The 25,324-nt window shown below is 64.4% G+C and carries 19 protein-coding genes and 1 pseudogene; 12 read left to right on the top strand and 8 right to left on the bottom strand.

Annotated features, from left to right (window positions below; genetic code table 11):
• The first annotated feature begins 29 nt into the window (after window positions 1-29).
• From DMP05_RS09955 to DMP05_RS03965, 6 genes are all read left to right on the top strand, one after another.
• Window positions 30-728, top strand: coding sequence for a hypothetical protein (locus tag DMP05_RS09955; protein ID WP_183907123.1), 699 nt, complete (start codon window positions 30-32; stop codon window positions 726-728).
• A 2-nt stretch (window positions 729-730) separates the two neighbouring features.
• Window positions 731-1,732 (top strand): VirB6/TrbL-like conjugal transfer protein, CD1112 family, encoded by a 1,002-nt coding sequence (locus tag DMP05_RS03985; protein WP_211326852.1) that lies wholly within the window; start codon window positions 731-733, stop codon window positions 1,730-1,732.
• A 109-nt stretch (window positions 1,733-1,841) separates the two neighbouring features.
• Window positions 1,842-2,300: a DNA gyrase gene (locus DMP05_RS03980; RefSeq protein ID WP_123219264.1), complete on the top strand. Its 459-nt coding sequence runs from the start codon at window positions 1,842-1,844 to the stop codon at window positions 2,298-2,300.
• A 12-nt stretch (window positions 2,301-2,312) separates the two neighbouring features.
• Window positions 2,313-5,042 (top strand): VaFE repeat-containing surface-anchored protein, encoded by a 2,730-nt coding sequence (locus DMP05_RS03975; RefSeq protein ID WP_123219263.1) that lies wholly within the window; start codon window positions 2,313-2,315, stop codon window positions 5,040-5,042.
• A 72-nt stretch (window positions 5,043-5,114) separates the two neighbouring features.
• The gene (locus DMP05_RS03970) at window positions 5,115-5,846 is read left to right on the top strand and encodes a class B sortase (protein ID WP_123219262.1); all 732 of its coding nucleotides are present in this window, start codon (window positions 5,115-5,117) and stop codon (window positions 5,844-5,846) included.
• Window positions 5,847-6,127: 281 nt separating this feature from the next.
• Entirely contained in the window at window positions 6,128-7,405 is a 1,278-nt protein-coding gene (locus tag DMP05_RS03965; RefSeq protein WP_202875976.1) for an EcsC family protein, read from the top strand.
• Window positions 7,406-7,583: 178 nt separating this feature from the next.
• On the opposite strand, the gene DMP05_RS03960 is transcribed toward DMP05_RS03965, so the two are convergent.
• From DMP05_RS03960 to tet(W), 8 genes and pseudogenes are all read right to left on the bottom strand, one after another.
• Complete coding sequence (locus tag DMP05_RS03960; RefSeq protein WP_123219261.1) at window positions 7,584-8,138, bottom strand: hypothetical protein; 555 nt, start codon at window positions 8,136-8,138, stop codon at window positions 7,584-7,586.
• Window positions 8,135-9,406 carry a relaxase/mobilization nuclease domain-containing protein gene (locus DMP05_RS03955; protein ID WP_123219260.1) on the bottom strand — a complete coding sequence of 424 codons (1,272 nt, stop codon included), beginning with the start codon at window positions 9,404-9,406 and terminating at the stop codon, window positions 8,135-8,137. Before DMP05_RS03955 ends, DMP05_RS03960 begins: the two co-directional genes overlap by 4 nt.
• Window positions 9,394-9,840 (bottom strand): CopG family transcriptional regulator, encoded by a 447-nt coding sequence (locus DMP05_RS03950; RefSeq protein WP_123219259.1) that lies wholly within the window; start codon window positions 9,838-9,840, stop codon window positions 9,394-9,396. Before DMP05_RS03950 ends, DMP05_RS03955 begins: the two co-directional genes overlap by 13 nt.
• A gap of 211 nt (window positions 9,841-10,051) precedes the next feature.
• Complete coding sequence (locus tag DMP05_RS03945) at window positions 10,052-11,008, bottom strand: ParB/RepB/Spo0J family partition protein (RefSeq protein WP_123219258.1); 957 nt, start codon at window positions 11,006-11,008, stop codon at window positions 10,052-10,054.
• Entirely contained in the window at window positions 10,995-11,759 is a 765-nt protein-coding gene (locus DMP05_RS03940; RefSeq protein ID WP_123219257.1) for a ParA family protein, read from the bottom strand. The genes DMP05_RS03945 and DMP05_RS03940 overlap by 14 nt, the downstream gene beginning before the upstream one ends.
• 204 nt (window positions 11,760-11,963) lie before the next feature.
• Window positions 11,964-12,335: a YraN family protein gene (locus DMP05_RS03935; protein WP_123219256.1), complete on the bottom strand. Its 372-nt coding sequence runs from the start codon at window positions 12,333-12,335 to the stop codon at window positions 11,964-11,966.
• A 615-nt stretch (window positions 12,336-12,950) separates the two neighbouring features.
• Window positions 12,951-13,100, bottom strand: a pseudogene (locus tag DMP05_RS03930) (DUF4368 domain-containing protein); the annotation flags it as partial.
• Between the two features lie 10 nt (window positions 13,101-13,110).
• Window positions 13,111-15,030, bottom strand: coding sequence for a tetracycline resistance ribosomal protection protein Tet(W) (gene tet(W), locus DMP05_RS03925; RefSeq protein WP_123219255.1), 1,920 nt, complete (start codon window positions 15,028-15,030; stop codon window positions 13,111-13,113).
• Window positions 15,031-15,700: 670 nt separating this feature from the next.
• Between tet(W) and DMP05_RS03915 the strand changes: the two genes are divergently transcribed.
• The 6 genes from DMP05_RS03915 (at window position 15,701) to DMP05_RS03890 (ending at window position 25,321) form a co-directional block, all read left to right on the top strand.
• Entirely contained in the window at window positions 15,701-15,976 is a 276-nt protein-coding gene (locus tag DMP05_RS03915; RefSeq protein ID WP_123219254.1) for a hypothetical protein, read from the top strand.
• A 168-nt stretch (window positions 15,977-16,144) separates the two neighbouring features.
• Entirely contained in the window at window positions 16,145-16,357 is a 213-nt protein-coding gene (locus tag DMP05_RS03910) for a YlcI/YnfO family protein (RefSeq protein ID WP_227561562.1), read from the top strand.
• A gap of 4 nt (window positions 16,358-16,361) precedes the next feature.
• Window positions 16,362-19,595: a helicase-related protein gene (locus tag DMP05_RS03905; protein ID WP_123219253.1), complete on the top strand. Its 3,234-nt coding sequence runs from the start codon at window positions 16,362-16,364 to the stop codon at window positions 19,593-19,595.
• Window positions 19,589-20,209 carry a DUF4391 domain-containing protein gene (locus DMP05_RS03900; RefSeq protein WP_123219252.1) on the top strand — a complete coding sequence of 207 codons (621 nt, stop codon included), beginning with the start codon at window positions 19,589-19,591 and terminating at the stop codon, window positions 20,207-20,209. The genes DMP05_RS03905 and DMP05_RS03900 overlap by 7 nt, the downstream gene beginning before the upstream one ends.
• Entirely contained in the window at window positions 20,210-22,129 is a 1,920-nt protein-coding gene (locus DMP05_RS03895) for a site-specific DNA-methyltransferase (protein ID WP_123219251.1), read from the top strand. It abuts the gene before it with no gap.
• 9 nt (window positions 22,130-22,138) lie between these two features.
• Window positions 22,139-25,321 carry a type III restriction-modification system endonuclease gene (locus tag DMP05_RS03890; protein ID WP_123219250.1) on the top strand — a complete coding sequence of 1,061 codons (3,183 nt, stop codon included), beginning with the start codon at window positions 22,139-22,141 and terminating at the stop codon, window positions 25,319-25,321.
• The last annotated feature ends 3 nt before the right edge of the window (window positions 25,322-25,324 follow it).

The raw sequence follows: 25,324 nt of genomic DNA, 5'->3' as shown, positions 1-25,324 counted from the left end.
AGAAACCAATGCAGGGAAAGTCAAGGGTCATGGCCGCCGTCGCGGCAAGCGCGCTCGTCGTGGCGCTCGGCGCGGGCGCGGCGCGCTGCGCAATCGCCCCGCAGGAAGGCGCGCAGGATAGTCCCCAGGAGCAAGAGCAGCCCGCGGCTGCAGGCGCCGACGCGGCAACCGGGAAGGCCGCCTCGGGCGCCGAGGCGCTCTGGAACACCGCATGGACGGGCGCCGACGACCCGACAGCCACGCTGCGGATCGTCGAAGGCGCCATGGTGGAGAGCTCAGGCGGCACCGAGCGCGCCTGGTTCTTCTCGGCCGAGGAGCCCTCCGAGGCCGGCGGCGTGCTCAGCGTGCCCATCGACGTCAAGGGAACCAAGGAGAAGCCGGGAGGCCTCTCGTTCATCCAGGTCTCGGGCGACGGGGACGCCCGCACCCTGGCCTGCGACCTCCTGACGCAGGCCTACGTGCCCCAGAAGGCGCAAGACGGAGCGTTCTCCGTCACCGGCACCGACGGCCGCCTCTCCGAGGCGCTGGGCGCAGACTCGGCCGACATCGAAGACATCGTCGCCAGGAAGGCGGCGGAGGTATCCCCGCAGGCGACGGGTGCCTCCTGGGACAAGGAGGTGTGGCTCGACTACGCCGGGAACGTCGCGTCGACGACCTTCACGCTCGACGACCCCGCCTCGACGGTGGTCACCGTGGTCTCGCGCGGCGGTTCGCTGGAGGCGATGTAACCGTGAGGGCGCTTGAATCGCGACGCCGAAGGGTCTTCGCCGTCTCCGCCGCGACGGCGTTCGCCCTCTGCGCGCTCCTGCTCGTCCCCGCGCAGCCGGCATACGCCGACATAGCCGGGGACGTCAACGATTGGCTGTGCGGCCTCCTGCGCGACTGCTGCAACTGGATGTTCAAGGCGCAAACGGGCGTGCTCGGGTCGATCGGCGCGAACGGGATCCTCTCGGCCGACTTCGCGCACATGCTCACGAGCTCGAGCGACCTGACCATGCACGACGTCGCCCGGGGCGTGTGGCAGGTTGCCATCCTGCCGATCGGGTGCGGGGTGCTCGGCCTGGTCTTCACCCTGAAGCTCATCGAGATCTCCCAGCGCATGGACGGCAGCCAGAGCCTTCCCGGCGTCAAGGAGGTCGTTTTCCTCCTCGTGTTCTTCGCCGTGTTCCTGTTCCTCATACAGAACAGCTTCGACCTGATGGCGTCGGTCTACGAGGTCTGCGGGCTCGCCATCGACCGAGTCGAGGCGCTCTTCGGCGCCGGAGGCGCGCTCGACCTGCCCGAGGTGTCCGTCGTCACCACCGACGACGACATCCCGTCGCTCATCGCCATGCTCGTCGTGAGCCTCATCAGCTGGGTCGTGGTGCTGGCGGCCTACGTCGTCGCCCTCGTGGTCTGCTGGGCCCGCGCGCTCCAGCTCTACATCATGGCCGCGTTCGCCCCGATCCCGCTGGCGTTCCTCGGCATGGACGCCACGCGCCAGATAGGCCTTGGCTACCTGAAGAGCTTCGGGGCGGTCTGCATCGCCGGCGTCATCATCCTCGTGCTGCTCATATCGTTCCCGCTCGTGCTCGGCGGGCTCACCGGGGCGAACCCCGGGACGGGCACCCCGGCCGACGCGGTCGCGAACGGGCTCACCTACGCGCTGCAGTACCTGGCCATGTGCGTGCTGCTCATCCTGGCCCTCGTGAAGAGCGGCTCCTGGGCGCGCGACATCGTGAGCGGCTTCTAGCGGAAAAGCGAGGAAGGGGGCGGTCGCCATGAGATAGGGGCGCCGCGCCGGGGCACGCGTCCCGGCGGAAGAAGACAAGCACAGACGAACGACGAAAAGGAGGAAAGACATGGATGAGAGGAAAAACGTGTACCTCTCGCTGCACAAGAGCTTCGTGCGCGAGGGAATCGAGTACACCGACCGCGCGACCGGCGAGGCCAGGACCTTCAACTCGGCGACCCTTCCCAAGGGCACCGTCGTCGACGGCGTGGACGTGGGAGGCTACGAGTTCAGCCCCATGTTCGTGAACGAGAGCCGCTTCAAGGGGGCCGACTTCAGGGACATACCGCTGCTCGCGAACCGCGAGGTGTGGCTGAGGAAGACGGTGATGGGACCGGACGGCCGGCCCGAGCTCGACGAGGGCGGCCGCGCGGTCAAGGACACCGTGAAGGTCATGCCGGCGCAGCTCAAGGAGGCCGTTGACGCAGGGCGCTCGCGCTACCTCGCGGAGCGCGCCGAGCACGCCCGCCAGGCGAGCCGCGCCGCCGAGCACGAGGCGCCCCGCGCACAGCGAAGCGTCGAGAGATAGGGAGGCGGAAAGATGAACGCAGCGAAAGACTGCACCCTGCAGGAAAAGCTCCTCCGATGCGTCATGGCGCTCATCCTGGCGGCGGGGGCGCTGCTCGCCTCCGTGGCGGCCTCGCCCGCCTACGCCGCGCCGAGCACGGTAGACGTGTCCATTGGCGGCAAGATCCCGTACGGCGGCTTCGCCACCACGTGGATGAGCGCCGACGGGAACATCGCCTACTGCGCCGAGCCCTCGTCCCCGACGCCCGCGCCGGGCTCCTACTCGACGAGCCCCGTGCCGAGCGGCGACGTGACAGCGGCGATCTGGTACTCGTTCGGCTCTCCCGGCTTCGACGCGTCGATGTTCCCGGGCAGCTGGTACGACGGCGGCGGCTGGGACGACGCGAAGTACGCCGCGGCGAGCCATGTGCTCATCGCCTACGCCTACTCTGGGTCCGAGTCGGCTGCCACGCACGGCACGAGCGCCGAGTTCGCCTCCTGGGCGAAATCCGAGCTGATCGGCGGGACCTTCGCCAAGATGAAGGCGGGCGCCGGCAAGGTCTCCGCCGGGTTCGAGGCGTTCTGCGTCAGGACCGGCGGCGGCTCCCAGACGCTCGTGAGCTTCAGCTGGTCCACGGGCGGAGTCAAGGTCGCCAAAACGGACTCCGAGGCGGGCGCGGAGCCCCAGGGCGACGCCTCACTCGACGGCGCGAGCTTCTCCGTCGTTAACGAGACCGGCCGCTACGTGCTGGTCGGCGGCAAGTACTACGCCGACGGTGAGGTATGCGCCACGATCAAGACCGCGCCCGAGGACGGGTCGCACGTCGCCGCGACCGGCGCCGACGCACTTCCCGCGGGCAATTACCGCATCGTCGAGTCCGGCGCGCCCGAGGGCTACGACGCCAGCGACGCCCCCGTCGCGTTCACCGTGAAGGCCGACGAGGTGCGCGACCTCACGGGCGACCCCGTGACCGACGAGGTCTTCCGCGGCGGCGTGCAGGTGACCAAGTCCGACAAGGAGCTGCAGACGTCCGAGGCGCTCGCGGGCAGCGGCCACAAGGAGGCGCCTGGCGAGCACCCCGGCCTCGACGGGATCGAGTTCACCGTCACGAACCGCTCGGCGCACAAGGTCCTCGTTGACGGCGAGTGGCGCGAGCCGGGCGAGGCCGTGGCCACGCTGACCACCGCATGGAACGACGAGGCCGGCGCCTACACCGCGCAGACCGCGGTCAACGCACTGCCGTACGGAACCTACGACGTGCGGGAGACGGCGACGAACGGGAGCTACCTGCTGACCGACGGCGAGCCCCGCACCTTCGAGGTCCGCGCCGGCGGCGAGATCGTGAGCGCCTCCGCGGACGGCGCCGCGCTCGAGTTCCGCGACCAGGTGGTGCGCAACGACCTCGAGCTCTCCAAGAAGAGCGAGTCCGACAACGCCGGCCTCATGGTCCCGTTCGCCATCGAGAACGCGGCCACCGGCGAGACTCACGTGCTGGTCACGGACCGCAACGGCGACGCGTCGACCGCGAGCAGCTGGAACAAGCACTCGAGGGACACCAACGCCAACGACGCCCTGCTCGGCCATGAGGGCCCGATCGGGGCCGCCGACATGGACCCGAAGGCCGGCATCTGGTTCTCGCTCGGCGAGGACGGCTCCTCGGCGCCGGTCGACGACTCGCTGGCGGCCCTGCCGTACGGCGCCTACACCATGACCGAGCTGCGCTGCGATGCCAACGAGGGCCTCGAGCTCATCACGAGGAGCTTCTGGATCGATCGCGACTCGACGGCCGCGAAGGCCGTGTGGATGGGCCTCGACGACCAGGAGGGCCCGCGCATCTCCACCACGGCAAAGGACGGGGCGGACGGCGACAAGGACGTCTCGGCCGACGCCGAGGCCAAGGTCGTCGACGCGGTGGCCTACGAGGGGCTGAAGGCCGGCGAGGAATACGAGCTCTCGGCAACCCTCGTCGACAAGGCGACCGGCGAGCCCGTGGCCGACGCCTCGGGCAAGCCCGTGGAGGCCAAGGCCCAGTTCGAGCCCGCGCTCTCGACCGGCAGCCAGGACATCGAGATCGCCTTCGACGCGAGCCTGCTCGGAGGCCGCGACCTGGTCGTGTTCGAGAGCCTGCGCAAGGACGGCGCCGAGGTGGCGTCGCACGCGGACCTCTCCGACGAGGGCCAGACCGTCCACGTCGCCGTCGAAGTGGGCACCCAGGCGGCCGACGCCGCCGACGGCGACCAGGTCATCGAGGCCGGCAAGGCAAAGGTCGTCGACACGGTGGCCTACAAGGGCCTCGTCCCCGGCGAGACCTACATCGCCGTGGGCACGCTCATGGACAAGAGCACCGGAGAGCCGTTCCTCGACAAGGACGGCAACGAGGTGACCGCGCGCACGCCCTTCGAGCCCGAGGCGCCCTCCGGCACCGTCGAGGTGACCTTCGAGTTCGACACCGAGGGCCTGGCCGAGGGAGACGAGCTCGTCGTCTTCGAGAAGGTCCTGGACTCCGCCGGCAACGTCGTTGCGGCCCACGAGGACATCGACTCCGCCGAGCAGAGCGTCGTCGTGGACAACCCCGACACGCCCGAGGTGCCCGAGGAGCCCTACGCCAAAACAGGGGCCGACGCCCCCGACGGCACCGGCTACGCCGTGGCCGCAGGCATCGCTCTGGCAGCTGCGGCGGGCGCGGGCGGAGCGCTCGCGTACCGCAAGCGCAAGACGGCCGGCGCAAGCAAGGACGCGGCAGCCGAAGAGCCGGAAGAGTAGCGGCATCGTATCAATACCGAACCGGAGGCCCTGGGCGCTCGCCCGGGGCCTCCCCTGCGAACGGGGGAGGACATGAACAAGAGAAAAGCCGCCACGGCGCTCGCCGCCGGCGTGGCGTTGCTGGCGCTGGCGGCGCTCGCCGTCCTGCCGCAGCCCGAGAAGAACCCGTACAGGGTGCACGAGGTGCCTGCTGTGGAAGAGGGCACGACAATGGAGGGGAAAGAGTCGGGAGGCGGCATAGACTGGGACGCCCTTCCCGCCTCCGTCGTCGCATGGGTGCGCGTGCCGGGCACGACCGTCGACTACCCGATCGTCCAGGGCCGGCCTGAATCGCCCGACTTCTACCTCACGCACGACGCCGGCGGCGAAAGATCAGCGTGGGGCGCTCCCTACATCGACGCCGGGTGCGCGCAGGGCGCCGAGAGCCCGCTCGTCATCGTCTACGGGCACCACATGTCCGACGGCACCATGTTCGCGCCGCTCGCACAATACTCGTCGCGCGGTTTCGCCGAGGGGCACCGCACCATCCAGGTCTTCACCCGCGAGAATGCGATCGAGCTCGAGGTCTTCGCGGCCGACGTGGTCGACGCGAGCTCGGAGGGCAAGCGGACCGACTTCGCCGGCGCTGCGGAGCTAGACGCCTACCTCGGGGACAAATTGTCCCGGTGCGAGGTCGTCCTGGAAGATTCGGCGGACGTCGCGCATGCCTGGGCCTTCGTGACGTGCAGCTACCAGACGAGCAACTCGCGCACCGTCGTCTACGCGAAGGAGGTGGAAGGATGGGATTCGTGCCCTTCGGAATAGGGCTCCTCATGGGGCTCCTCACGCTCACGGCCTACGCCTGCTGCGCAGCCGGCGACGACGACCGAGACTGAACACGGCGTAAACAACAAGCGGCAGCCAAACGCAGCGCCAAAACCCTCACAACGCGGCAACATCCATGTTTGTTGTCGTCTACAAGACGCCAAAACCCTCTGCCTGGTATGCGCCCGTCGCATACGGTGGGATAATTACGAATGAAGCAGATTCCACGCGAGAATTGCATCCCCTATAGAGAATGCAGCTCTCGAAACCAGGAGGAGAAGATGGACGACGAAACAGTCGATTCGGGCCATATGAAGAATAGTGGCCTTTTAGGCAGGTTGGCAGCCGGTGTTGCAGATGCCGCGGATGCGGGTGCAAAAGCCGTGAACGCCGGCGCCGAGGCGATCAAAGCCGGAGCAAAAAGGACCCACCAGGCATTCGGAGGCGAATACGGAGAGACATTCGAGGGGAACCTTGTCGCCGAGGACGGCTCGTATATCATGCCGGACCCCGCGCTCGACGAGCGAGAGTTCAACGAGATCGAAACCCTCGCGAAACGCTACGAGAAGCTCACCTCGCCCGGCGCCCTCGCGAAGGCCGGTAAGCAGATCGGCGAGGCGCTGCCCGCGCCCGTGAAGGACCTCGCCAATAAGGCCGGGAAGGCCGCGAAGGACACCCTCAACGGGTTGACCGAGCAAGAGCTTATGGCAAACGCCATCAAGGCGGCAGCGGAGGGATTCGGGGAACTCGAGAAGCAGGCGGCGAAGGCGAGCGTCAGCAGGGAGTACGTCATTTCCCGCATCAACGAGGGCAAGCAGGAGGAGAAGGTCTCCTCGCTCTCCGAGATATGCCTGCTGCGCGCCTACGACGTCGCCGCAGTGTCTGCGAACGAAAGGCTGCACCACATGGGCATAGCCCTCGCCGAAGGCGGAGGCACGGGCGCCGCGGGCTTCTGGGGCCTGCCCGCCAATCTCGCCCTCAGCATGCTCATCTACTTCAGGGCCGTCCAGTCGGTCGCCATGTTCTACGGCTACGACGTCAAGGACGACCCGTCCGAGCTCGTCATCGCGAGCGAGGTGTTCCAAAGCGCCCTCGCCCCCAAGGCGAAAGTCGACGCCGCGAGCGAGTACATCGGCAAGGTTCTCGTCTACGCGGAAGCGGCCGCAGTCAAGCAGACCGTGAAGAAGGGCTGGTCGGCGATGGTCGAGCAGGGCGGCGCCGCCCTCGCGATAGCCCAGATCCGCGCGCTTGCCCACGGCGCTGCCCGCAAGGCGGTCGAGAACGGTGGCAAGAAGGCGCTCGAGGCCGGGGTCTTCAAGAAGGCGCTCACCCAGATCGGGCAGAAGATGACGCTCGAAACCGTCGGGAAGATGGTCCCGGTCATCGGCGCGGGCTTCGGGGCGCTGTTCGACACTGCGCAGATGAAGAGGATCCTGGACTTCGCGGACCTCTTCTACCACAAGCGCTTCATCGTCGAGAAGGACCAGCGCGCCCGCGCCCTCGTGGAGAGGAGTCCCGAGCCGCCAGCGTCCGAGGACCCCGCGTACACGGGAGAATAAACCACCTGTTTAACGAATAAGGTCTCGTGCTCGAGCACGAGACCTTATTCGTTTTCCTGCTTTCCAAGGCTGCTTCCGCACGGTTTTCGTTTCCTCTTCCTACATCACCCACTTGAACACGGCGCGGAACAGCCAGACGAAAAAGCCCAGCGTGACCCTAAGCGCCGCCATGAGGAACCTACCAAGCCTCTTCATCGACGTCACCCCAATCTTCCTTGACCTTGCGGGCGCCCTCGTCGGCGCCCTCTTCCTTCTCCTCCGCGAGCAGCCTCGCCAGCTCGTCGGGCACGCCCGGGACCTCCGCCCTCCCCAGAGCGCGCTGCAGGTCCCTTATCTGCGACTTCAGCGGCTTTGAGGGAGGGCCCACGTGCTCGCGGTAGCAGGCGCCGATCGCGGCCGCGTCGCACAGGTATCCCCGCACACGGGCGAACGCCTCGTCGCCGTCGAGCAGGACGCGCCGGGCGCGCCCGAGCTCGGCCTCCGAGGCCAGCATGAAGCGCCAGCCGCGGGACCTGCGCGCGGCCGGTATGCCGTCCGCGGGCGCGTCGGCGCGCCAGTCGTCGCGCACCTGGTGCCAGTTCGCCGTGAGCCAGAGCCCCTTCTCGGGCTCATCCCTCATCTCGAGCTCGAACTCCGTGAGCATGTTCGCGCCGGAGAACGGCGAGGCCTCCGTGAACGAGAGCGTGTCGAACAGCGTCGTCCTGCCGCCCTCGTACTCTATCCTCACCATCATCTCCGGCCCCTCTCCCTGCGCAGCTCCTGCTTGGCCCGCTGCCGCTCGGTGGCGAGTATGCGTTGCCGCTCGTCTTCTCGGCGGTCCTCACGTGAGTTGACATCATTCCCGTAGCGCCCTTCGCCGTCCCCGTAGCGGGTCTTGAGCGGCATGAGCCCGTTCTCGGCCATGTAGGCGCGGGCCGCCTCGAGGCGGCGGTGCCCCTCGCCGCCCGCCTGGCCGCGGCGCTCCAGCGTCGCCATCCTGAGCCCGAACTCCTCGATGGACTCGACGTCGAACTTCGCGCAGGTCTCGAGCGCCGAGGAGAGCCTGCTCAGCTCCGAGAGGTCGTTGAGCTCGAGGGCCCGCTCGGCGGCCTCGCGGATCCGCGCGGCGCTCGTGTCCGTGGGACGGTAGGCGCCCTCGCGCTCGAACCGCCGGCGGAGCATCTCCTTGCCGTAGACGAACCCCAGCCGCTCGCCGCTGACCTTCTTGGACGGCTCCTCCGCCAGGCTGAACACCCAGTCGTCCCGCCTCGCCTTGGCCGAGTTGTCGGCGACGTGCACGCCCAGGGCGTCGAGGACGCCGAGGAACTCCGCCTCGTCGCGCGCCGTGGTCTTGGCGAGCGCGACGCGGGCGCGGATGTCGCCGACCCACGAGTAGCCGCCAGAGCGCATGATCTCCTTCTCGGCACGGCCCAGGTAGACGCTCCTGCGGCTCCTGGGCCCGCCCGCGCTGGCGCGTCCTCGCGCTTTCGACGGCGATTCTGGCGCCCTGTCGTTGGAGAGTCCGGACAGCCCGCGCTCGCGGGCCATGTCCTGCAGGTCGCGGTTGAGGTCCTCGGGGTGCTGGGTCTGCATGCGGTAGCCGGTGCGGAGGTTCGCGTTGTTCACCACGATGTGCGCGTGCGGTATGCCGCGGGCGTTGTCGTCGTGGTAGACGATGGCGATCTCGTGGTCGCCGAAGTGCTTGAGCGCCCACGAGCACGCGAGCTCGCGCAGCGCAGCCAGGTCGATGTCGTCGCCGGGGTCCGGCGAGAGCACGAAGTGCTTGAACGTGCGCGCGGGCTTACCCCTCCAGGGCGCGTCCGTGCCGAACGCGGCGCGCGTGGCGTCCATCTCGGCGTCCCAGGCGCAGGCCTCCTTGGCGTCTTCCCCCAGCGCGCCGGCGTCGCGATCGTCGTAGCTCAGGTTGAACAGGTCGCGCGCCAGGGCGCGACCTCCCTTCTCGAGGTAGCGGCGGATGCCGCCCGTCGAGCCGTGGCCGCTTATCGGCTTCAGGATCGGCATGGCGAGCCCTCCACGAGCGAGTCGGCCCCGATGCGCCCGAGCTCGGCCGCCATCTCGCGGGCCGCGGCGTTCACGTCGGCGAGCTCTCGCTCGATCGTCGGAATGCTCTCCGCGACGAGGTCGCGGTCGACGCGCCCGTGGCGGGCATGGAAGTTGATGAGGTTCATCGCGTGCACGGCCTGGTTGTAGTGGTAGCCCCACTTCGTGAGCTCGCGCGACATCGCCCACAGGGCCCTGCGGTCCACGAGTATGCGGTGCTCGTCTCCCGCGTTGGCCTCAGTCGACAGCGGTATGCGCACGAGGTAGCGCAGATACTCCGACTTGCTGAGCCCGGCGCGCTCGCACCGCTCGCAGAGCGCGTCGTAGTCGCCTCCCTCCATGCGGAACGTGACGCGGCGCTCCTTGCCCTTGGCGGCGCCGGCTTCCTCTTCCATGGCGGATTCCTTTCCTCGGGCCCGCCGTGCGGCGGGCGCGTCTCTCTAGGGGCGCGGGGGATCCCCCGCAGGCGGCGGCCCGGCTCGGGCGCCGCCTCTGGGACCGGGCCTCGCGAAAGCGGGCTCCCAAACGGCCCGCGGCATGACGGGTCCGAAGCCGCCCGGTCCCCAAGTGCTATGGACGCCCGACCGAAGTGTCGGACGCCATAGGCTACTTGCTGGATTTCGAGTGTGAGGCCCTTCTTCGAACCTTCTGGGCTCCTGCGCCCGCCTCCGCGTAGGGCGCCGTCATGAGCGCCATCTCCCGCAGCAGCGAGAGGTCGGCCGCGCTCGGGCTCTCGGGCGGGCTCTCGAGGAAGTCGGCGACGAGCCTCGCGGCCTTGGCGATGCGCCCGTCGGGGCCGGCCTGGGCCTTCCCCTCGTTCCTTACGTAGTCGGAGAGCTCCCGCTTGGTGCGCCGCCAGGGCTCCATGGCGGCGTGCATCTCCGCCTGGCGCTCTTTCGGCATGCCTGCGAGCGAGCGCACCGCCTCGGCGCTGAGGTTGCCGCGGTCGGCCTCGGCGGCCCACTCGGGCGAGAGGTCCTCGGCGATCCGGCGGGCCAGCCTCTCCTCGCGCGCGATGGTCTTGCCGGAGACCTTGCGCCCCGTCTGCCGCTCGATGATGGCGGCCTTCACGTCGTCGACGCGCATGCCGGAAAGCGATGGGTCCTCGGAGCGCAGGCGCACGGCGTCGCCCCTGAGCGCCTCGGTCGCGGCGGCGCGCTCGGTCACGGTGAGGGCGCGGGTGAAGTAGTTCGCGGCGTGGAGCAGCGTCACCGCCCGCTCGTCGTCGATGCCCTCTATTACGCGGCAGGGCATCCTCTCGTAGGCGGGGTCGTCCTTCGCGAGCAGAGCGTAGGCTGCCTTGCGGCGGTGCCCGGAGACCATCTGCCACGAGCCGTCGCCGACCTTGCGCACGAGCGGCAGGTCGGTGAGGCCGTCGGCGCGTATGGACTTGGCGAGCTCGGCTATGCCCGCCGGGTCCATGGAGTACGCGGCGTTCGCTGGGTGGTCGGCGATGTCGGCCACCGCTATCTCGGACACCGGGTAGCGCCCGCGGGTGCGCGACGCGCCGTCGCGGAGCCCCGTGATGGTGAAGCCCGCGGCCACCTGGCTAGGCGAGCTCACGGGACACCTCGTCGGCGAGAGCCTCGTAGTCGCGCGCAGGGCGGCTCCCCGGCTCGAAGGCCGCCACCGGCTTCCACTGCCAGCTGCCCTCGCAGACCTTGCTGCTCGCGTGGATGACCGTCTCGAACTGCTCGTCCGGGAAGAACCCGTCGAGCACGGCCGCGCCCGTGGCCTCGGCGTTGGTCATGCGGCCGGGCACGCAGGTGCGGAGAATCTTCCAGCGGGGCGTGGGCATGCGCAGCGCGTCCGCGATGGAGCGCGTTGCCTCCACGGTGAGCGCCGTGCCGCGCATCACGGTGGAGTCGAGCTTCACGGGGATGACGACCATGCCTCCCTCCGCTGCGGCGAGGTAGGCGTTGAAGGCGAGCCTGCGCATCACAGGGCTGCAGTCGATCAGGCAGGCGTCGTAGGAGCCCGAGGCGTCGTCGAGGGCGAACTTGAGGCGCTGCTCGCACAGGAGCATCTCGTTCTGGTCGACGAGGTCGATGGTCGAGGCCACCACGTCGAAGCCCTCCCCGGCGGCGTAGGCGACCTCCTCCACGGGCGCGCCGCCGTAGAGCAGCTCGACCGAGGTGCGCCGCTCGGAGGCGGCCCGGTCGTAGAGGCCGAAGAAGTCGGTGGCCGACGCCTGCGGGTCGAGGTCGACGAGCAGGGTCCGAAGGCCCCGGGCGGCGAAGATGGCCGCCAGGTTCACGGCGGTCGTCGTCTTGCCGACGCCGCCCTTGTAGTTGGAAATGGCTATCGTGCGCATGGGTCGCGTCCTCTCTAGCGTGGGGCGCGTCTCGCCGCGTTCGGTCCGGCGCGCCCCGAGTCTCGGAGCGTCGGGACAAAACCGTACGGATTTGTCCGACAAGCGGAGTGTACCACGAAAACGTACGGATATGTACGCTTTCGTGGTACAGGGGTCGGGTTTCGGGAAAGCCCGGCCCCGGGAGCCCGGGGCCGGGCGCGCCGCCTAGGAGAGCGGCTCCATCTCGCCGAAGCAGTTGACGTGGTGGCGCAGGAGCGCTCGGTTCTCCTTGACGACCATCATCGCCACCTCGTCGAAGCGGACCGGGGTGTCGGCGTAGTCGTCGCCGTTGCCGGCGAGCCACGCCGCCGCCAGCGCCTCGCGCAGCCCGCGCGCCCTGTGGGCCTCGGGGAAGCCGTCCGTCCCGATGCGGACCGTGGCGTCGACGAACACCAGGGTCCCGTCCTCGTCCACCGCCACGAGGTCGATCCCGCCGATGCCCTCGGGCCCCTGCCAGGCCTCGTCGACGATTTCGTAGCCCTTGCGCTCGAGGAAGGCCTTGACCGCGCCCATCGCCTTTTCCTTCATGTCGTTCATGTCTTGCTCCTTAGACTCTTAAGGCCCGCCCCTGTGGCGTGCCTTGCGTCGCGTGAGTCGCATGCAGCGCGGGCGCGCCGGCAAGGGAGGAAGCGAAGTCGGGCGTGGTTGTAGAGATCTCCCGACGTCAGTTTTTCGCGTTGTTCGCGCGCGCAGCGCATGGGGCGAAGAACCCGAAAAAGTGTCGCGGCCCTTGCGGGCCGCCCGCCGGCGTGCGACCCTGCGCGTCCAAGGAGCGCCGGGGCGGGTTTCAAGTCGGAGGGGCGCAGGCGTGCGGCATGGAATCGGGCATGGGCGCCGGGGCTTCCGGGCATGGGATGCAATCTGTCGGCGGCTGCTGGGGCGCTCGCGGGGTTTTATGTCGGAACGTCGCGGCGGGGACGGAGGCGCGTTTCCGAGTCGCGGTGCCGCGCCCCTAATAGGGACGGCCCCTCCAAAGCCGCTCACGATCGATATGAGCACGGGACCGCTGGCGGCGAGGCGGCTCTCCACATGGAACGGCTACGGTGCTGCGCGACACGTCCGTTTGCTAATGTGCGATAAAGAAGTAATAGAAGTGTAAAAAATTTTGCCGTTCCTATCCGGCACTTAGGGCTGTGTCGGATAGGTCAGGCGTTAGGCTTCCGGCAAGTCTATCTTGCCGACAAAGCTGTAATAAATCTCAATGTCCTGCCTGCGGGTGCCGTTCTCGTCATAGCTGCACTCATGCACGACGATTTTCTCAATCATTTCCCGCAAGAGGGTGGGGGTCAATTCTTCAAAAGCAAGGTGCTTTCTACATTATCTTCTGAAACATATAGCGCACCTTGTCCAGGCGGCTGTTTGGACGGCGGGGCTGGATGACTGGCTTGCCGACAGCGGCCTGATACCCTTTCAGTTCTGTAAGGCATACGCTCTGCCCGTTGGTGTAAAAGGCCAGATCAGTACGGTATGCCTGTATACAGCGGGCGGGAATCTCGCCAGTAAAGACAACTTCATCCTTTTTTACCTGGACCGTTTCGATGGTGGCACAGTATTTCGGTGCATCATGATAAGCCCTGGAAAGATATTCCCGGGGCGCATAGAGGGTGAAGGAGAGATAAGGTTCCAGCAGTTGCGTCCCTGATTCCTTCAATGCCTGTTCCAATACAATCGGGGCCAATGAGCGGAAGTCCGCCGGCGTGCTGACCGGACTGTAATAAAGCCCGTATTCAAAGCAAATCTTACAGTCCGTTACGTTCCAGCCGAACAAGCCCTGCTCCAGCCCGTAACGGATACCATCCCTGACAGCGTTTTGAAAACTCTGGTTCAAGTATCCCAGCGAAACCCGGCTCTCGTATTGTACACCGGAGCCAAGCGGGAGCGGCGTAACAGACAGTCCGATGGATGCCCAAAACGGGTTGGGCGGCACCTCGATATGGATGGTGTGGCTGGCTGCTTTGAGCGGCCGCTCCATATAAATGACGGTGGGTTCCTTTACCACTGTTTCAAGCTTGTATTTTTCCGACAGCAAAGCGGAAACAACCTCCAACTGCACCCGGCCCAAAAAAGAAAGAATGATCTCATGGGTGATGGAATCCACCTCGCAGCGCAAAAGCGGGTCAGTATCCGCAAGTTGCGTAAGAGCGTCCAGCAGCCGTTCTCTTTGCGCTGCCGTTTTCGGCGCAATCGACGTCCGCAGCATGGGGAGGGGGTCCTCACGCCACCTTTTACGAGGGAGCCGGGTTGGGTCCCCTAATACATCGTTTAACCTCACGCTGTCGCTGGGAAGGATAACAATTTCACCCGGATAAGCGGTGTCTGTCCGAACAATTTCCCCTTTGGATGGAATACGCATCTCTGTGATTTTCAGCTTTTCTCTCCCGGCCAGGGCCACCGTATCCCGCAGGCGCAGCGTTCCGCTGTATAGCCGCAGATAGATGAGCCGCTGGCCACAATCTGTATACTCCACCTTGAAAACGCTGCCGCATAGGGCGGCGCTCCCCTGTTCCCCAATCGGTTGGAACAGCCCTGTCACCGCATCCATCAACGGTTGAATGCCAAGGCCCTTTTTGGCGCTGCCATGATAGACCGGGAACAGGGAGGCGTCTTGAACCCGCCGCTGTTCCTCCCGCGCAAGTTCTTCCCGGCTGATTGGTTCTCCTGCGATATACTTTTCCAATAATTTATCGTTATTTTCGATGACCGCATCCCATGCTTCTATGCCGGTATTTTCCTCCAGGACTATTTCCGGGGACAGCGACACCGTCTGCTTGATGATAATATCGGCGGAGAGCTTATCCCGAACAGACTGATACACGCCCTGCAAATCAACGCCAGCCTGGTCGATCTTGTTGATAAAGATAACGGTGGGAATGTTCATTTTCCGCAGGGCATGGAACAGAATACGGGTCTGGGCCTGCACGCCATCTTTAGCGGAGATCACCAAGATGGCCCCATCTAAAACAGCCAAAGAGCGGTACACCTCCGCCAAAAAATCCATGTGGCCGGGCGTATCCACAATGTTGACTTTACATCTGTGCCACTGGAAGGAAGTGACTGCCGCTTGAATGGTAATCCCACGCTGCCGCTCCAAAAGCATGGTGTCCGTCCTCGTTGTCCCTTTTTCGACGCTCCCCGGTTCTGAAATGGCTCCGCTGGCATATAGCAGGCTCTCCGTCAAGGTTGTCTTTCCAGCGTCTACATGGGCAAGAATCCCAATATTGATAATGTTCATGTCTATCCTCCGTACAAGGCCCAAATGGGCGCAAAAATCCCCAGCGGCTAATACTTTTACCGCTGGGGATCATGACTTCGGACACACAGAAGTATACACGGCTTACATAAGCCGCTGTCCGTCACGATATTTACTAAAAAGGCAAAAGTATTCTTAAATTGGGTGCAAAAACCAAGCCCCTACAAAAGGGACTATCATAATCCTTTGTTCCCACTATTTGATTATAGTTTTATTTAAGAATACCTTGCCGCATATTTTTTACTCCTTTTCTGAACTTGAATTATTATATCACATCAGTTTTAGGAAAACAAGTATCTAAAAGAAATTTTTCTTCCCCTTATATGTAACAATCATACCGGCTTCCTAACGTTCAGAATGGTTTCTACTGTCTGCTGCGGTGTTTGGTTGGAATTGTCCAGCCAAAAGCCGATCCGTGGTGTTGTCTGCATTTTACTAAATACAAATTCAATGTATACAGAAAGAAATATATAAGGAGTGGGAGGGATTCCGCCGTAGTCGGCATTGTAGGAAAATCCAAAAGTTTAGATTTTCTCAAAATGCTTATCTTTTGGTCTTTGGTTCGGAATAGTGTAGTGCTGGCGGTCTATCTATTGTTTTCGGTTGCTTGCTTCTTTACCGTACATGAGCATTGAGAGAAGGAGACAAGCAGATGTTGGGCTACGAAGAGAAGGTGGAGCGCCTCGAGTTGCTCGACGCGGTGGCGGATGCCGGGAGGCTGGCGAGGGGCTTGGACCAGTTGCTCGAGTCCCTGGCGCATGCCGACCAGCTGGACCCGCTTGACGTCGAGGGGATCCTGGCCCTGAGGTCGATAAGCGAGAGGTGCGCCGAGCGCATCGGCGACGCCGCGCGAATCTTGGAGGCTCAGAACGAGGTTCTCTACGCCGAGGAGCGGGCAAACGCCAAACCTCGCGAAAACGAGAGATGAGGACCCAAACGAAATCGGCCATCCAAGCCCAATCAGGGCGTCCTTCGCCGTCGGCGCTCATATAAAGCCTGGGCATCGGCTGTCCTCGCATTCCCAATGCCGCCGCGTGCCGCCGCGTTATAATGCTGCAAACGCATTTGTATTGCATTTCGAGCGATGGGAGCGCAGATGCCTGACAGCTACAAGGAGCTCATCAAGAGCAACCCCGACGAAACCGAGATCAGGAGCTTCCTGGTGGACGGTGACCAGGTCTCCGTGACCCTGCGCATCCCCGACACCCTGCGAGACGCGGCGAAGGAGGAGGCGGCGCTCCGCGGCATGAGCTTCTCGGCCTTCGTGCGCACGTGCATGATCGAAGAGCTCGCGAAGAAGGGGGCATAAACCCATGCAGCCAGACTTCTTCGACAACAGGGCACGCATCGTCAAGGACGACCTTGTCGCCAACATAGCCGACGGCGACCGCGTGGCGATAGCCGCGTCGGTGTTCTCCATGTACGCCTATCAGGAACTCGCCACCCAACTTGAAGGCATCGACGAGCTGCGCTTCGTCTTCACGTCGCAGGCGTTCACCAAGCAGCGCCCAGCGCGCGAGAAGCGCGAGTTCTACATCCCGCGCCTTTCCCGCGAGCAGGGCCTTTGCGGCACCGACTTCGAGATCAAGCTGCGCAACGAGCTCACACAGAAGGCCATCGCGACCGAGTGCGCCGACTGGATCCGCCGCAAGGCACGCTTCCGCTCCTTCGAGGGCGAGGGACGCATGAGCGGCTTCATGGATATCGACAAGACGGACGACAACGTAGCCTACATGCCCTTCGACGGCTTCACCACGCGCAAGCTCGGCTGCGACAACTCCGCGGACGCCCCCGACGTGACCATGCGCCTGGACGCCTCCCAGTCGCGCGCCCTGCTCAAGCAGTTCGACGACGCCTGGGACTCGGGCGAGCTCCACGACGTCACCGATGCCGTCATCGACGGCATCACGGCCATGTACCAGGAGAACGCGCCCGAGCTCATCTACTACATGGCGCTCTACCGCATATTCAGCGAGTTCCTCGACGACGTCTCCGAGGACGTGCTGCCCAACGAGGGGCTGGGCTTCCGCGACAGCCTGATTTGGAACAAGCTCTACGACTTCCAGAAGGACGCGGCGCTCGCCATCATCAACAAACTCGAGACCTACAACGGCTGCATACTGGCCGACTCGGTCGGCCTGGGCAAGACGTTCACCGCGCTCGCCGTGATCAAGTACTACGAGAGCCGCAACAAGGACGTGCTCGTGCTGTGCCCCAAGAAGCTGCGCGACAACTGGATCACCTACAATTCCAACGTCGTGAACAACCCCATCGCGGGCGACCGCCTGCAGTACGACGTGCTCTACCACACCGACCTCTCGCGCACGCGCGGCACGTCGGAGACGGGCCTGCCCCTCGACCGCCTGAACTGGGGCGCGTACGGGCTCGTCGTCATCGACGAGAGCCACAACTTCCGAAACGGCGGCGACTCGGCGTCGGAAGACAGGATGAACCGCTACCAGCTGCTCATGGAGAAGGTCATCAAGCAGGGCGTGAAGACCAAGGTGCTCATGCTCTCCGCCACGCCCGTGAACAACCGCTTCCGCGACCTGCGCAACCAGCTCGCCCTGGCGTACTGGGGCGACCCCACCGGCTGGTCCGAGAAGCTGCGCCTTGAGAACGACATCGAGACGGTGTTCCGCAACGCGCAGACCGTCTACGCCCGCTGGTCGAAGCTGCCCGCCAATCAGCGGACGACCCACACCCTCACCGACATGCTCGACTACGACTTCTTCGAGGTGCTCGACCAGGTGACTGTGGCGCGCAGCCGCAAGCACATCCAGCGCTACTACGACATGAGCGCCATCGGGCCCTTCCCGAAGCGCCTGCCGCCGATATCGAAGCGCCCCAAGCTCTCGACGCTGGCGAACGCGATCAACTACCGCGAGATATACGAGGAGCTTGACTCCCTCGTGCTCGCCGTGTACATGCCGAGCTCGTACGTGCACCCCAGCAAGATGGAGAAGTACGCGAAGATGGGCGGCGGCGGCAACCTCACGCTCGGAGGGCGCGAGACGGGCGTGCGCCGACTCATGACGACGAACCTGCTCAAGCGCCTGGAGAGCTCGGTGTGCTCGTTCCGCCTGACGCTCGAGCGCGTGCTGGCGGCCATGAACGCCGCCCTCAAGACCATAGACGACTACCGCAGGGGCCTCGCCTCGGGTGCCAGCGTGGCCGACGGCGACCTGCCGGGCGGGTTCGACTTCGACCCCGACGACGAGAGCGGCTTCGAGGTGGGCGGCGCCACGAAGATCCTCGTCGAGGACATGGACTGGATGAGCTGGGAGCGCGACATCGAGGCGGACGTCGCCGTCATCGAGGTCCTGATCTCGATGGTGCGCGACATCGACCCCGCCCACGACGCCAAGCTCATCGAGCTGTGCGAGCAGATCCGAGGGAAGTCGCAAGGCCCCATCAACCCGGGCAACCGCAAGGTGCTCGTGTTCACCGCGTTCTCCGACACGGCGGACTACCTCTACGAGAACGTGTCTGCCTTCGCGAAGCGCGAGCTCGGCCTCGAGTGCGCGAAGGTGACCGGTGACGGCTGCGCCTGCACGATAAAGGCCGTGCCCCCGCATATGCAGGAGGTGCTTGCCTGCTTCTCGCCCGCGTCGAAGGAGCGCGACGTGGTGGCGCCGCAGCTTTCCGGCTGCGACGTGGACATCGTTATCGCCACCGACTGCATATCGGAGGGCCAGAACCTCCAGGACTGCGACTACCTGGTGAACTACGACATCCACTGGAACCCCGTGCGCATCGTGCAGCGCTTCGGCCGCGTGGACCGCATCGGCTCGAAGAACGCCCGCATCCAGCTGGTGAACTACTGGCCCGACGTGGAGCTCGACGAGTACATCAAGCTCAAGGCGCGCGTCGAGGAGCGCATGCGCATCACCGTGATGACGTCCACCGGCGACGACGACTACATCAACGCCGACGAGACGGGGGACCTGGAGTACCGCCGCCAGCAGCTCGAGCAGATGCGCGACGAGGTCGTGGACCTTGAGGACGTCTCGGGCGGCGTGTCCATCACCGACCTGGGCCTCAACGAGTTCCGCATGGACTTGGTGGGCTACTACCGCGACAACCCCGACGTCGACCGGCTCCCGAGCGGCATCAACGCTGTGGTGGAGGGCGACGAGCCCGGCGTCGTCTTCGTGCTGCGCAACGTCAACAGCGGGATCGACCGCGACGGCGCGAACCACCTGCACCCGTTCTACGTGGTTCGCATGGGGTCCGACGGGTCCGTGATCCGCGGGCACCTGGAGCCCAAGGCGGTGCTCGACGACATGCGCCTTTTGTGCCGCGGCAAGTCCGAGCCCGACATGGCCCTGTGCCGCGCCTACAACCGCGAGACCAAGAACGGCCGCGACATGCGCCGTGAGGCTGGGCTCTTGCGCGACGCAGTGGCGTCGATCGTGGACTCCAAGGAGGAGTCCGACGTCGACAGCTTCTTCGCCGGCGGCACGACGGGCTTCTTGGAGAACGACATCGAGGGGCTCGACGACTTCGAGCTCGTGTGCTTCCTGGTGGTGAGGCCCAGATGCTAGGGCTTCCGAGCACGACCGAGGTGGGCCGCCGCATACCCAAGGAGGCCTTCTACGGCCGCCTGAAGGTGAGCGCCGCGCTGCGCCAGTCCTTCATCGACGACGTCGAGCGCTTCACAGTCGCAAACTCGATAAAGACCTCCACGACTGGTATTCCCGACGGCGAGCGCGTGCACGAGGTGCTCGTGGTAGAAGTGGCGCTCAAGGCCCGCCGCGTCCCCGAAGAGGTGCTGGCGCTTGTGGCTCAGGCGAACCCCCATAAGTTGCTGTTCGCGTGCACCTTCGACGACGAGGTTCGCCTCGCGGTGATGCTCAAGGGAATCGCTGTGGGAGAATGGCAGAGCGTCGATGATGCTTCCCTCACACTGAAAGCGACGAGCATGGACGGGGTCTGGGACTCGATCGCTTCGCAGGTAGCGTATGGCGATACGGGCAGCGAGACCGCTACCGTGGAAGAGCGCTTCGCGGCGGACGCCAGGCTCAAGACGCTTCGCGAGGAGCTTGCCAAGACCGAAGCCCGCGGTCGCAAGGAGCGGCAGCTGGCGCGAAAAAACGCGCTATTCGACCAGGTACAGGAACTCAAACGGCAGATTGCCGCCATAGAGGAAGGCAGATAGATGGAAAAGATCGAGCTAGGCACGCCCGACGGTGCCGTTGAAAACATCGAGAAGATTGCCGAGCTGTTCCCGCAGGTGGTGACCGAGGTAGAGAACACCGACGGCGAGCTTGCACGCGCCGTTGACTTCGACGCGCTGCGCGATCTTTTGGGTGATGTGGCCGAAGGCCAGCGCGAGCGTTACCAGTTCACTTGGCCCGGCAAGCGCGAGGCCAAGGCCGAGGCGCGCCGCCCTATCTACAAGACGATGATTCCCGAGCCCGGCAAGTCCAAGGATTGGGACACCACCGAGAACCTCTACATCGAGGGTGACAACCTAGACGCGTTAAAGATCCTGAAAGAGACCTACGCCGGCAAGGTGAAGCTCATATACATCGACCCGCCTTACAACACGGGCCATGATTTCGTCTACGACGATGACTTTGCCAAGACGCGCGGCGAGTACAACGCCGAGAGCGGCGACTATGACGAGGAGGGCGGCCGCCTGGTCGCCAACACCGAGGGCAACGGCCGGTTTCACTCGGACTGGTGCTCGATGATTTATCCGCGTCTCACGCTCGCGCGCGATCTGCTCGCTGCCGACGGCACCATCTTCATCAGCATTGACGAGAACGAAGCTAATAACCTTGAGAAAATCTGTGACGAGGTATTTGGGCGTGCAAATTTTCTTACACGCTTTATCTGGAGAAAAGTGGATAGTCCCAACGACAACCACGTCGTTATCACGCCTGATCACGAATACATTTTTGCCTATTGCAAAAATGCGGCAACGGTTACCTTGCGTCAGCGTAGGGCACCTGAGCTCGTTGATGCCTACAATGGGCCGGACGAAAACGGCAGATATTGGCGCGACAGGCTTCTCCGCAAGAACGGAAAAAACAGCCTTCGCGCCGACAGGCCAACCATGTATTACGCGCTTACGGCACCGGACGGCTCGGAGGTTTGGCCTATTCGGGAGGACGGGCGCGAAGGCCGCTGGGCCGCTGGGCCCAGCAGCCTCAAAGAAATCGATGCTCGCGGAGATTTGATTTGGAAGCAGAGAGACGGCAAATGGGTTCCGTATACTCGTGAATATGCTGCCGACAACCCAACGAAACCTTGGATGACGATCTGGAACGATTTGCCAGCTATGCGGCAAACAAAGGCAGGCATGAAAGACCTATTCGGCATTTCAAACGTTTTCGATACGCCCAAGCCGCCTGCCTTGATTCAGCGCTGCATGGAGCTTGGAGGAGTAAAAGAAGGCGAGATTGTTCTCGACTTCTTCTCGGGATCGGCTGCCACTGCGCATGCTGCTTTGGATTTTTATTCCAACGAGGAAGTAGCTGCCAAGTGGATTCTTGTGCAAATTCCGGAACTCCTCGATGAGGGAGCGGAAGCACGGCAATTCGGCTTCAAGTCGATTTGCGATCTTGGCGAGGAGCGCATCCGCCGTGCGGGCGAGAAAATCGCCAATGAAATCGATGAATCCAATAAGCAGCTCGAGCTCGGCGCCGAGCCAAAGCCTTATCCCGACCTGGGCTTCCGCGTGCTGCGCATCGACTCCTCGAACTTCAAGGACTTCTACCTCACGCCTGGCGAGACCTCACAGGAGAGCCTCTTCGACTTCGCTGACAACGTGAAGGAGGGGCGCTCTGAATTGGATCTGCTCTTCGAGGTGCTGCCAAAGCTCGGCATCCCGTACTCCGCGAAGATCGAGGAGCGCGTGCTCGCCGGCAAGAAGGTCTTTTTCGTTGACGGCGACAAATTGGCGGCCTGCTTCGATGCGAACGTCGGCTCCGACACCATCGAGGAGATGGCGAAGGCCAAGCCCTGGTATGCTGTCATCCGCGACTCATCCATGGCCGACGACGCCACGCACGCCAACTACGAGGAGCTGTTCCGCACCTACAGCCCCGACACCGTTCCCCAAGTGATTTAAGGCGTCGACATGAAGTTCAAGTTCAAAGTACAGCAGTACCAAACCGACGCCGCAGATGCGGTGACCTCGGTCTTCGAGGGGCAGCCCAACCAGGGCGCCTCCGTCTACCTGCGCGATCTGGGCCGCAAGCCCAAGCGCGCGCAGGGCGAGATCGACTTCGGCGACGAGAGCACCGAGGGGTATGCCAATGCCCCCGTTGCGCTTTCAGGTGCCGACATACTGGCAAACGTGCGAGCGGTGCAGCGACGCAACCAGATCCCCGAGTCGGAGGAGCTCTTCTGCGGCATGGGGGCTTGCCAGCTGGACGTCGAGATGGAGACGGGCACCGGCAAGACCTACGTCTACACCAAGACGATGCTCGAGCTCAACCGCCTGTACGGCTGGTGCAAGTTCATCGTGGTGGTGCCATCGGTCGCCATCCGCGAGGGCGTGGCCAAGAGCCTGGAGAACACCCAGGAGCACTTCTTCTCCCAATACCACAAGAAGATCAGGTTCTTCATATACGACTCGGACAACCTGACCGAGCTTGATGCGTACTCCCAATCGAGCGACGTCAACTGCATGGTCATCAACATGCAGGCGTTCAACGCGTCGATGAAGGAGGGCGCCAAGAACAAGGCGGCGCGCATCATCTTCGACGAGCGCGACGAGTTCAGCAGCCGCAGGCCAATCGACGTCATCGCTGCGAACCGCCCCATCGTCATCTGCGATGAGCCCCAGAAGATGGGAAAGAAGGGAGGCGCGACCCAGAAGGGCATCGCCCGCTTCAACCCTCTGTTCGTGCTGAACTATTCGGCAACGCACAAGGAGAAGCACGACCTGGTGTATGCCCTGGACGCCCTGGATGCCTACAACCAGAAGCTTGTGAAGCGCATCGAGGTCAAGGGCTTCTCGCTCAAGAACATGCGCGGTACCGACGGCTACCTGTACCTGCGTGACATCATCGTGAGCAAGAGCCGCGCCCCGGAGGCCGTCATCGAGTTCAAGTACATGGGCGCGGGCGGCAAGGTCCGCAAGAAGACCCAGCGGTTTTGCGAGGGCGATAGCATCTATGACGCAAGCGGGTCCACCAAGCTCGAGGCGTATCGAGGCTATACCATCGCAAGCGGCAACGATGGTGTGGTGCCACCGCAGGACGGGCGTCCCGGTTACGTCCGCTTCCTGGACAGCTCCATTGGCGACAATGGCCGCATCTATATGGGCGAGGTCTACTGCGACTCCGCGGCGGATGACATCCAGCGCATTCAGATTCGCGAGACTATTAAGAGCCACCTCCAGAAGGAGGAGGCCCTGTTCCGCCGCGGCATCAAGTGCCTGAGCCTTTTCTTCATCGACCAGGTGGCGAAGTACCGCGACCTCTCCGGCAACGGCGAAACAGTGGGCTACGGCAAGATCTTCGAGGAGGAGTACGAGGCCATCGTCTCCGACAGATTGAAGCACCCCACGCAGGACGACATCCTCGACCCCTCGTACACGCAGTACCTCGGGCGATTCGAGGCGCGCTCGGTGCACTCCGGCTACTTCTCTGTGGACAAGAAGGGCAACGCCGTCGAGTCGAAGGCCGAGAAGAAGGCGGAGCGCGAGGACGGCATCGGCATCAACGACGACGACGCGAAGCGCGCATACGACCTGATCCTGCGCGATAAGGAGCGCCTGCTCTCGTTCGATGAGCCTGTGCGCTTCATCTTCAGCCACTCGGCGCTGCGCGAGGGCTGGGACAACCCGAACATCTTCCAGATATGCACGCTCAAGGAATCGGGCTCCGAGACGAGCAAGCGCCAGGAGGTCGGCCGCGGCATGCGCCTGGCTGTCGACCAGGACGGCAACCGCCAGGACGCAGCGCTGCTGGGACCCGACGAGGTGCACCGCGTGAACTTGCTCACCGTGATCGCGTCGGAGAGCTACGAGACGTTCGTGAGGGATTTGCAGACCGACATAAGCAAGAGCCTGCGCGAGCGCCCGAGGAAGGTGGAGATGAACCTGTTCAGCGGGCGCGACGTCGTGCTCGACGGCGAGACGGTCTCCTTCACCGAGGAGGAGTCGAAGCGCATTTACAAGGCTCTTTACAAGTGCGACTTCATCGATGACGACGACAAGCCGACCGCCGAGTTCCGCAAGGCCGTCGAGGGCGGCACCTTCGTGGAGTACTTCGTCGTGAAGCTGCCTGAGGGCATCGCCGACACCGCACACGCAAAGGCCGTCGAGGCGCTGGTGAGGAGCGTCTACGACGCGCACGCGCTCGACGGCATGATCGGGCGCGCCCAGGAGAAGATCACTGAGAACACGCTGACCGACAACTTCGCCAAGCGCGAGTTCAAGGAGCTGTGGGCGCGCATCAACCGCAAGCACGCCTACACGGTGAGCTTCTCGGACGACGAGCTGAGGAGCAAGTCGATAGAGCGCATCAACGGCGATTTGCGCGTGAGCAGGCTGCAGTACACCCTGACGGTCGGCGGGCAGAAGGCGCAGGCCACGCGCGACGAGGTGCAGGGCGGCTCGTCGTTCGGCCGTACGCAGACCGAGACCCGCGACGTCGACGCTGGCACTGCGTCCGTGGGCGTGACCTACGACCTCGTGGGCGAGGTGGCGCAGGCCGCCGCCATCACGCGCAGGAGCGCCGCGGCGATCCTCGCCGGCATCGACGCCAACGTGTTCGGGCTCTACCGCGTGAACCCAGAGGAGTTCATCAAGAAGGCGGCGGCGCTCATCGTGTCGGAGAAGGCGACGATGGTGGTGGAGCACATCAGCTACCACGAGATCGACGACGTCTACGACGAGGCCATCTTCACCGAGCGCATGCCCGACAACGCGAGCAAGGCGTACGAGGCCAAGAAGAACATCCAGCGCTTCGTGTTCCCCGACTCCGACGGCGAGCGCAGGTTCGCCGAGGACATGGACGCCGCCGCCGAGGTGGCGGTCTACGCGAAGCTACCGCGCTCATTCCAGATTCCCACGCCGGTAGGCAACTATGCCCCCGACTGGGCCATCGCCTTCAAGGAGGGCAGCGTGCGCCACGTGTTCTTCATCGCGGAGACAAAGGGCACCATGGACACGCTGGAGCTCTCCGGTGTGGAGAACGCCAAGATCGCCTGCGCCAAGAAGCTCTTCAACGAGATGAGCACCGGCGACGTGCGCTACCACAACGTGGCGACGTACGAGGACCTGCTCGAGGTGATGGGCAGGATGAGCTAAGCC

This window comes from Slackia isoflavoniconvertens (genome assembly GCF_003725955.1).
Classification (GTDB): domain Bacteria; phylum Actinomycetota; class Coriobacteriia; order Coriobacteriales; family Eggerthellaceae; genus Slackia; species Slackia isoflavoniconvertens.
The sequence above is the reverse complement of the archived record's forward strand: the minus strand, read 5'-3'. Positions and strand labels throughout refer to the sequence as shown.

Coding starts and splice junctions, on each gene's coding strand:
- DMP05_RS03975 (WP_123219263.1), top strand. CDS start 2,313: ATGAACGCAGCGAAAGACTGCACCCTGCAGGAAAAGCTCCTCCGATGC.
- DMP05_RS03950 (WP_123219259.1), bottom strand. CDS start 9,840: ATGGAAGAGGAAGCCGGCGCCGCCAAGGGCAAGGAGCGCCGCGTCACG.
- DMP05_RS03955 (WP_123219260.1), bottom strand. CDS start 9,406: ATGCCGATCCTGAAGCCGATAAGCGGCCACGGCTCGACGGGCGGCATC.
- DMP05_RS03980 (WP_123219264.1), top strand. CDS start 1,842: ATGGATGAGAGGAAAAACGTGTACCTCTCGCTGCACAAGAGCTTCGTG.
- DMP05_RS03910 (WP_227561562.1), top strand. CDS start 16,145: ATGCCTGACAGCTACAAGGAGCTCATCAAGAGCAACCCCGACGAAACC.
- DMP05_RS03900 (WP_123219252.1), top strand. CDS start 19,589: ATGCTAGGGCTTCCGAGCACGACCGAGGTGGGCCGCCGCATACCCAAG.
- DMP05_RS09955 (WP_183907123.1), top strand. CDS start 30: ATGGCCGCCGTCGCGGCAAGCGCGCTCGTCGTGGCGCTCGGCGCGGGC.
- DMP05_RS03890 (WP_123219250.1), top strand. CDS start 22,139: ATGAAGTTCAAGTTCAAAGTACAGCAGTACCAAACCGACGCCGCAGAT.
- DMP05_RS03915 (WP_123219254.1), top strand. CDS start 15,701: ATGTTGGGCTACGAAGAGAAGGTGGAGCGCCTCGAGTTGCTCGACGCG.
- DMP05_RS03935 (WP_123219256.1), bottom strand. CDS start 12,335: ATGAACGACATGAAGGAAAAGGCGATGGGCGCGGTCAAGGCCTTCCTC.
- DMP05_RS03960 (WP_123219261.1), bottom strand. CDS start 8,138: ATGATGGTGAGGATAGAGTACGAGGGCGGCAGGACGACGCTGTTCGAC.
- DMP05_RS03895 (WP_123219251.1), top strand. CDS start 20,210: ATGGAAAAGATCGAGCTAGGCACGCCCGACGGTGCCGTTGAAAACATC.
- DMP05_RS03905 (WP_123219253.1), top strand. CDS start 16,362: ATGCAGCCAGACTTCTTCGACAACAGGGCACGCATCGTCAAGGACGAC.
- DMP05_RS03940 (WP_123219257.1), bottom strand. CDS start 11,759: ATGCGCACGATAGCCATTTCCAACTACAAGGGCGGCGTCGGCAAGACG.
- DMP05_RS03970 (WP_123219262.1), top strand. CDS start 5,115: ATGAACAAGAGAAAAGCCGCCACGGCGCTCGCCGCCGGCGTGGCGTTG.
- DMP05_RS03965 (WP_202875976.1), top strand. CDS start 6,128: ATGGACGACGAAACAGTCGATTCGGGCCATATGAAGAATAGTGGCCTT.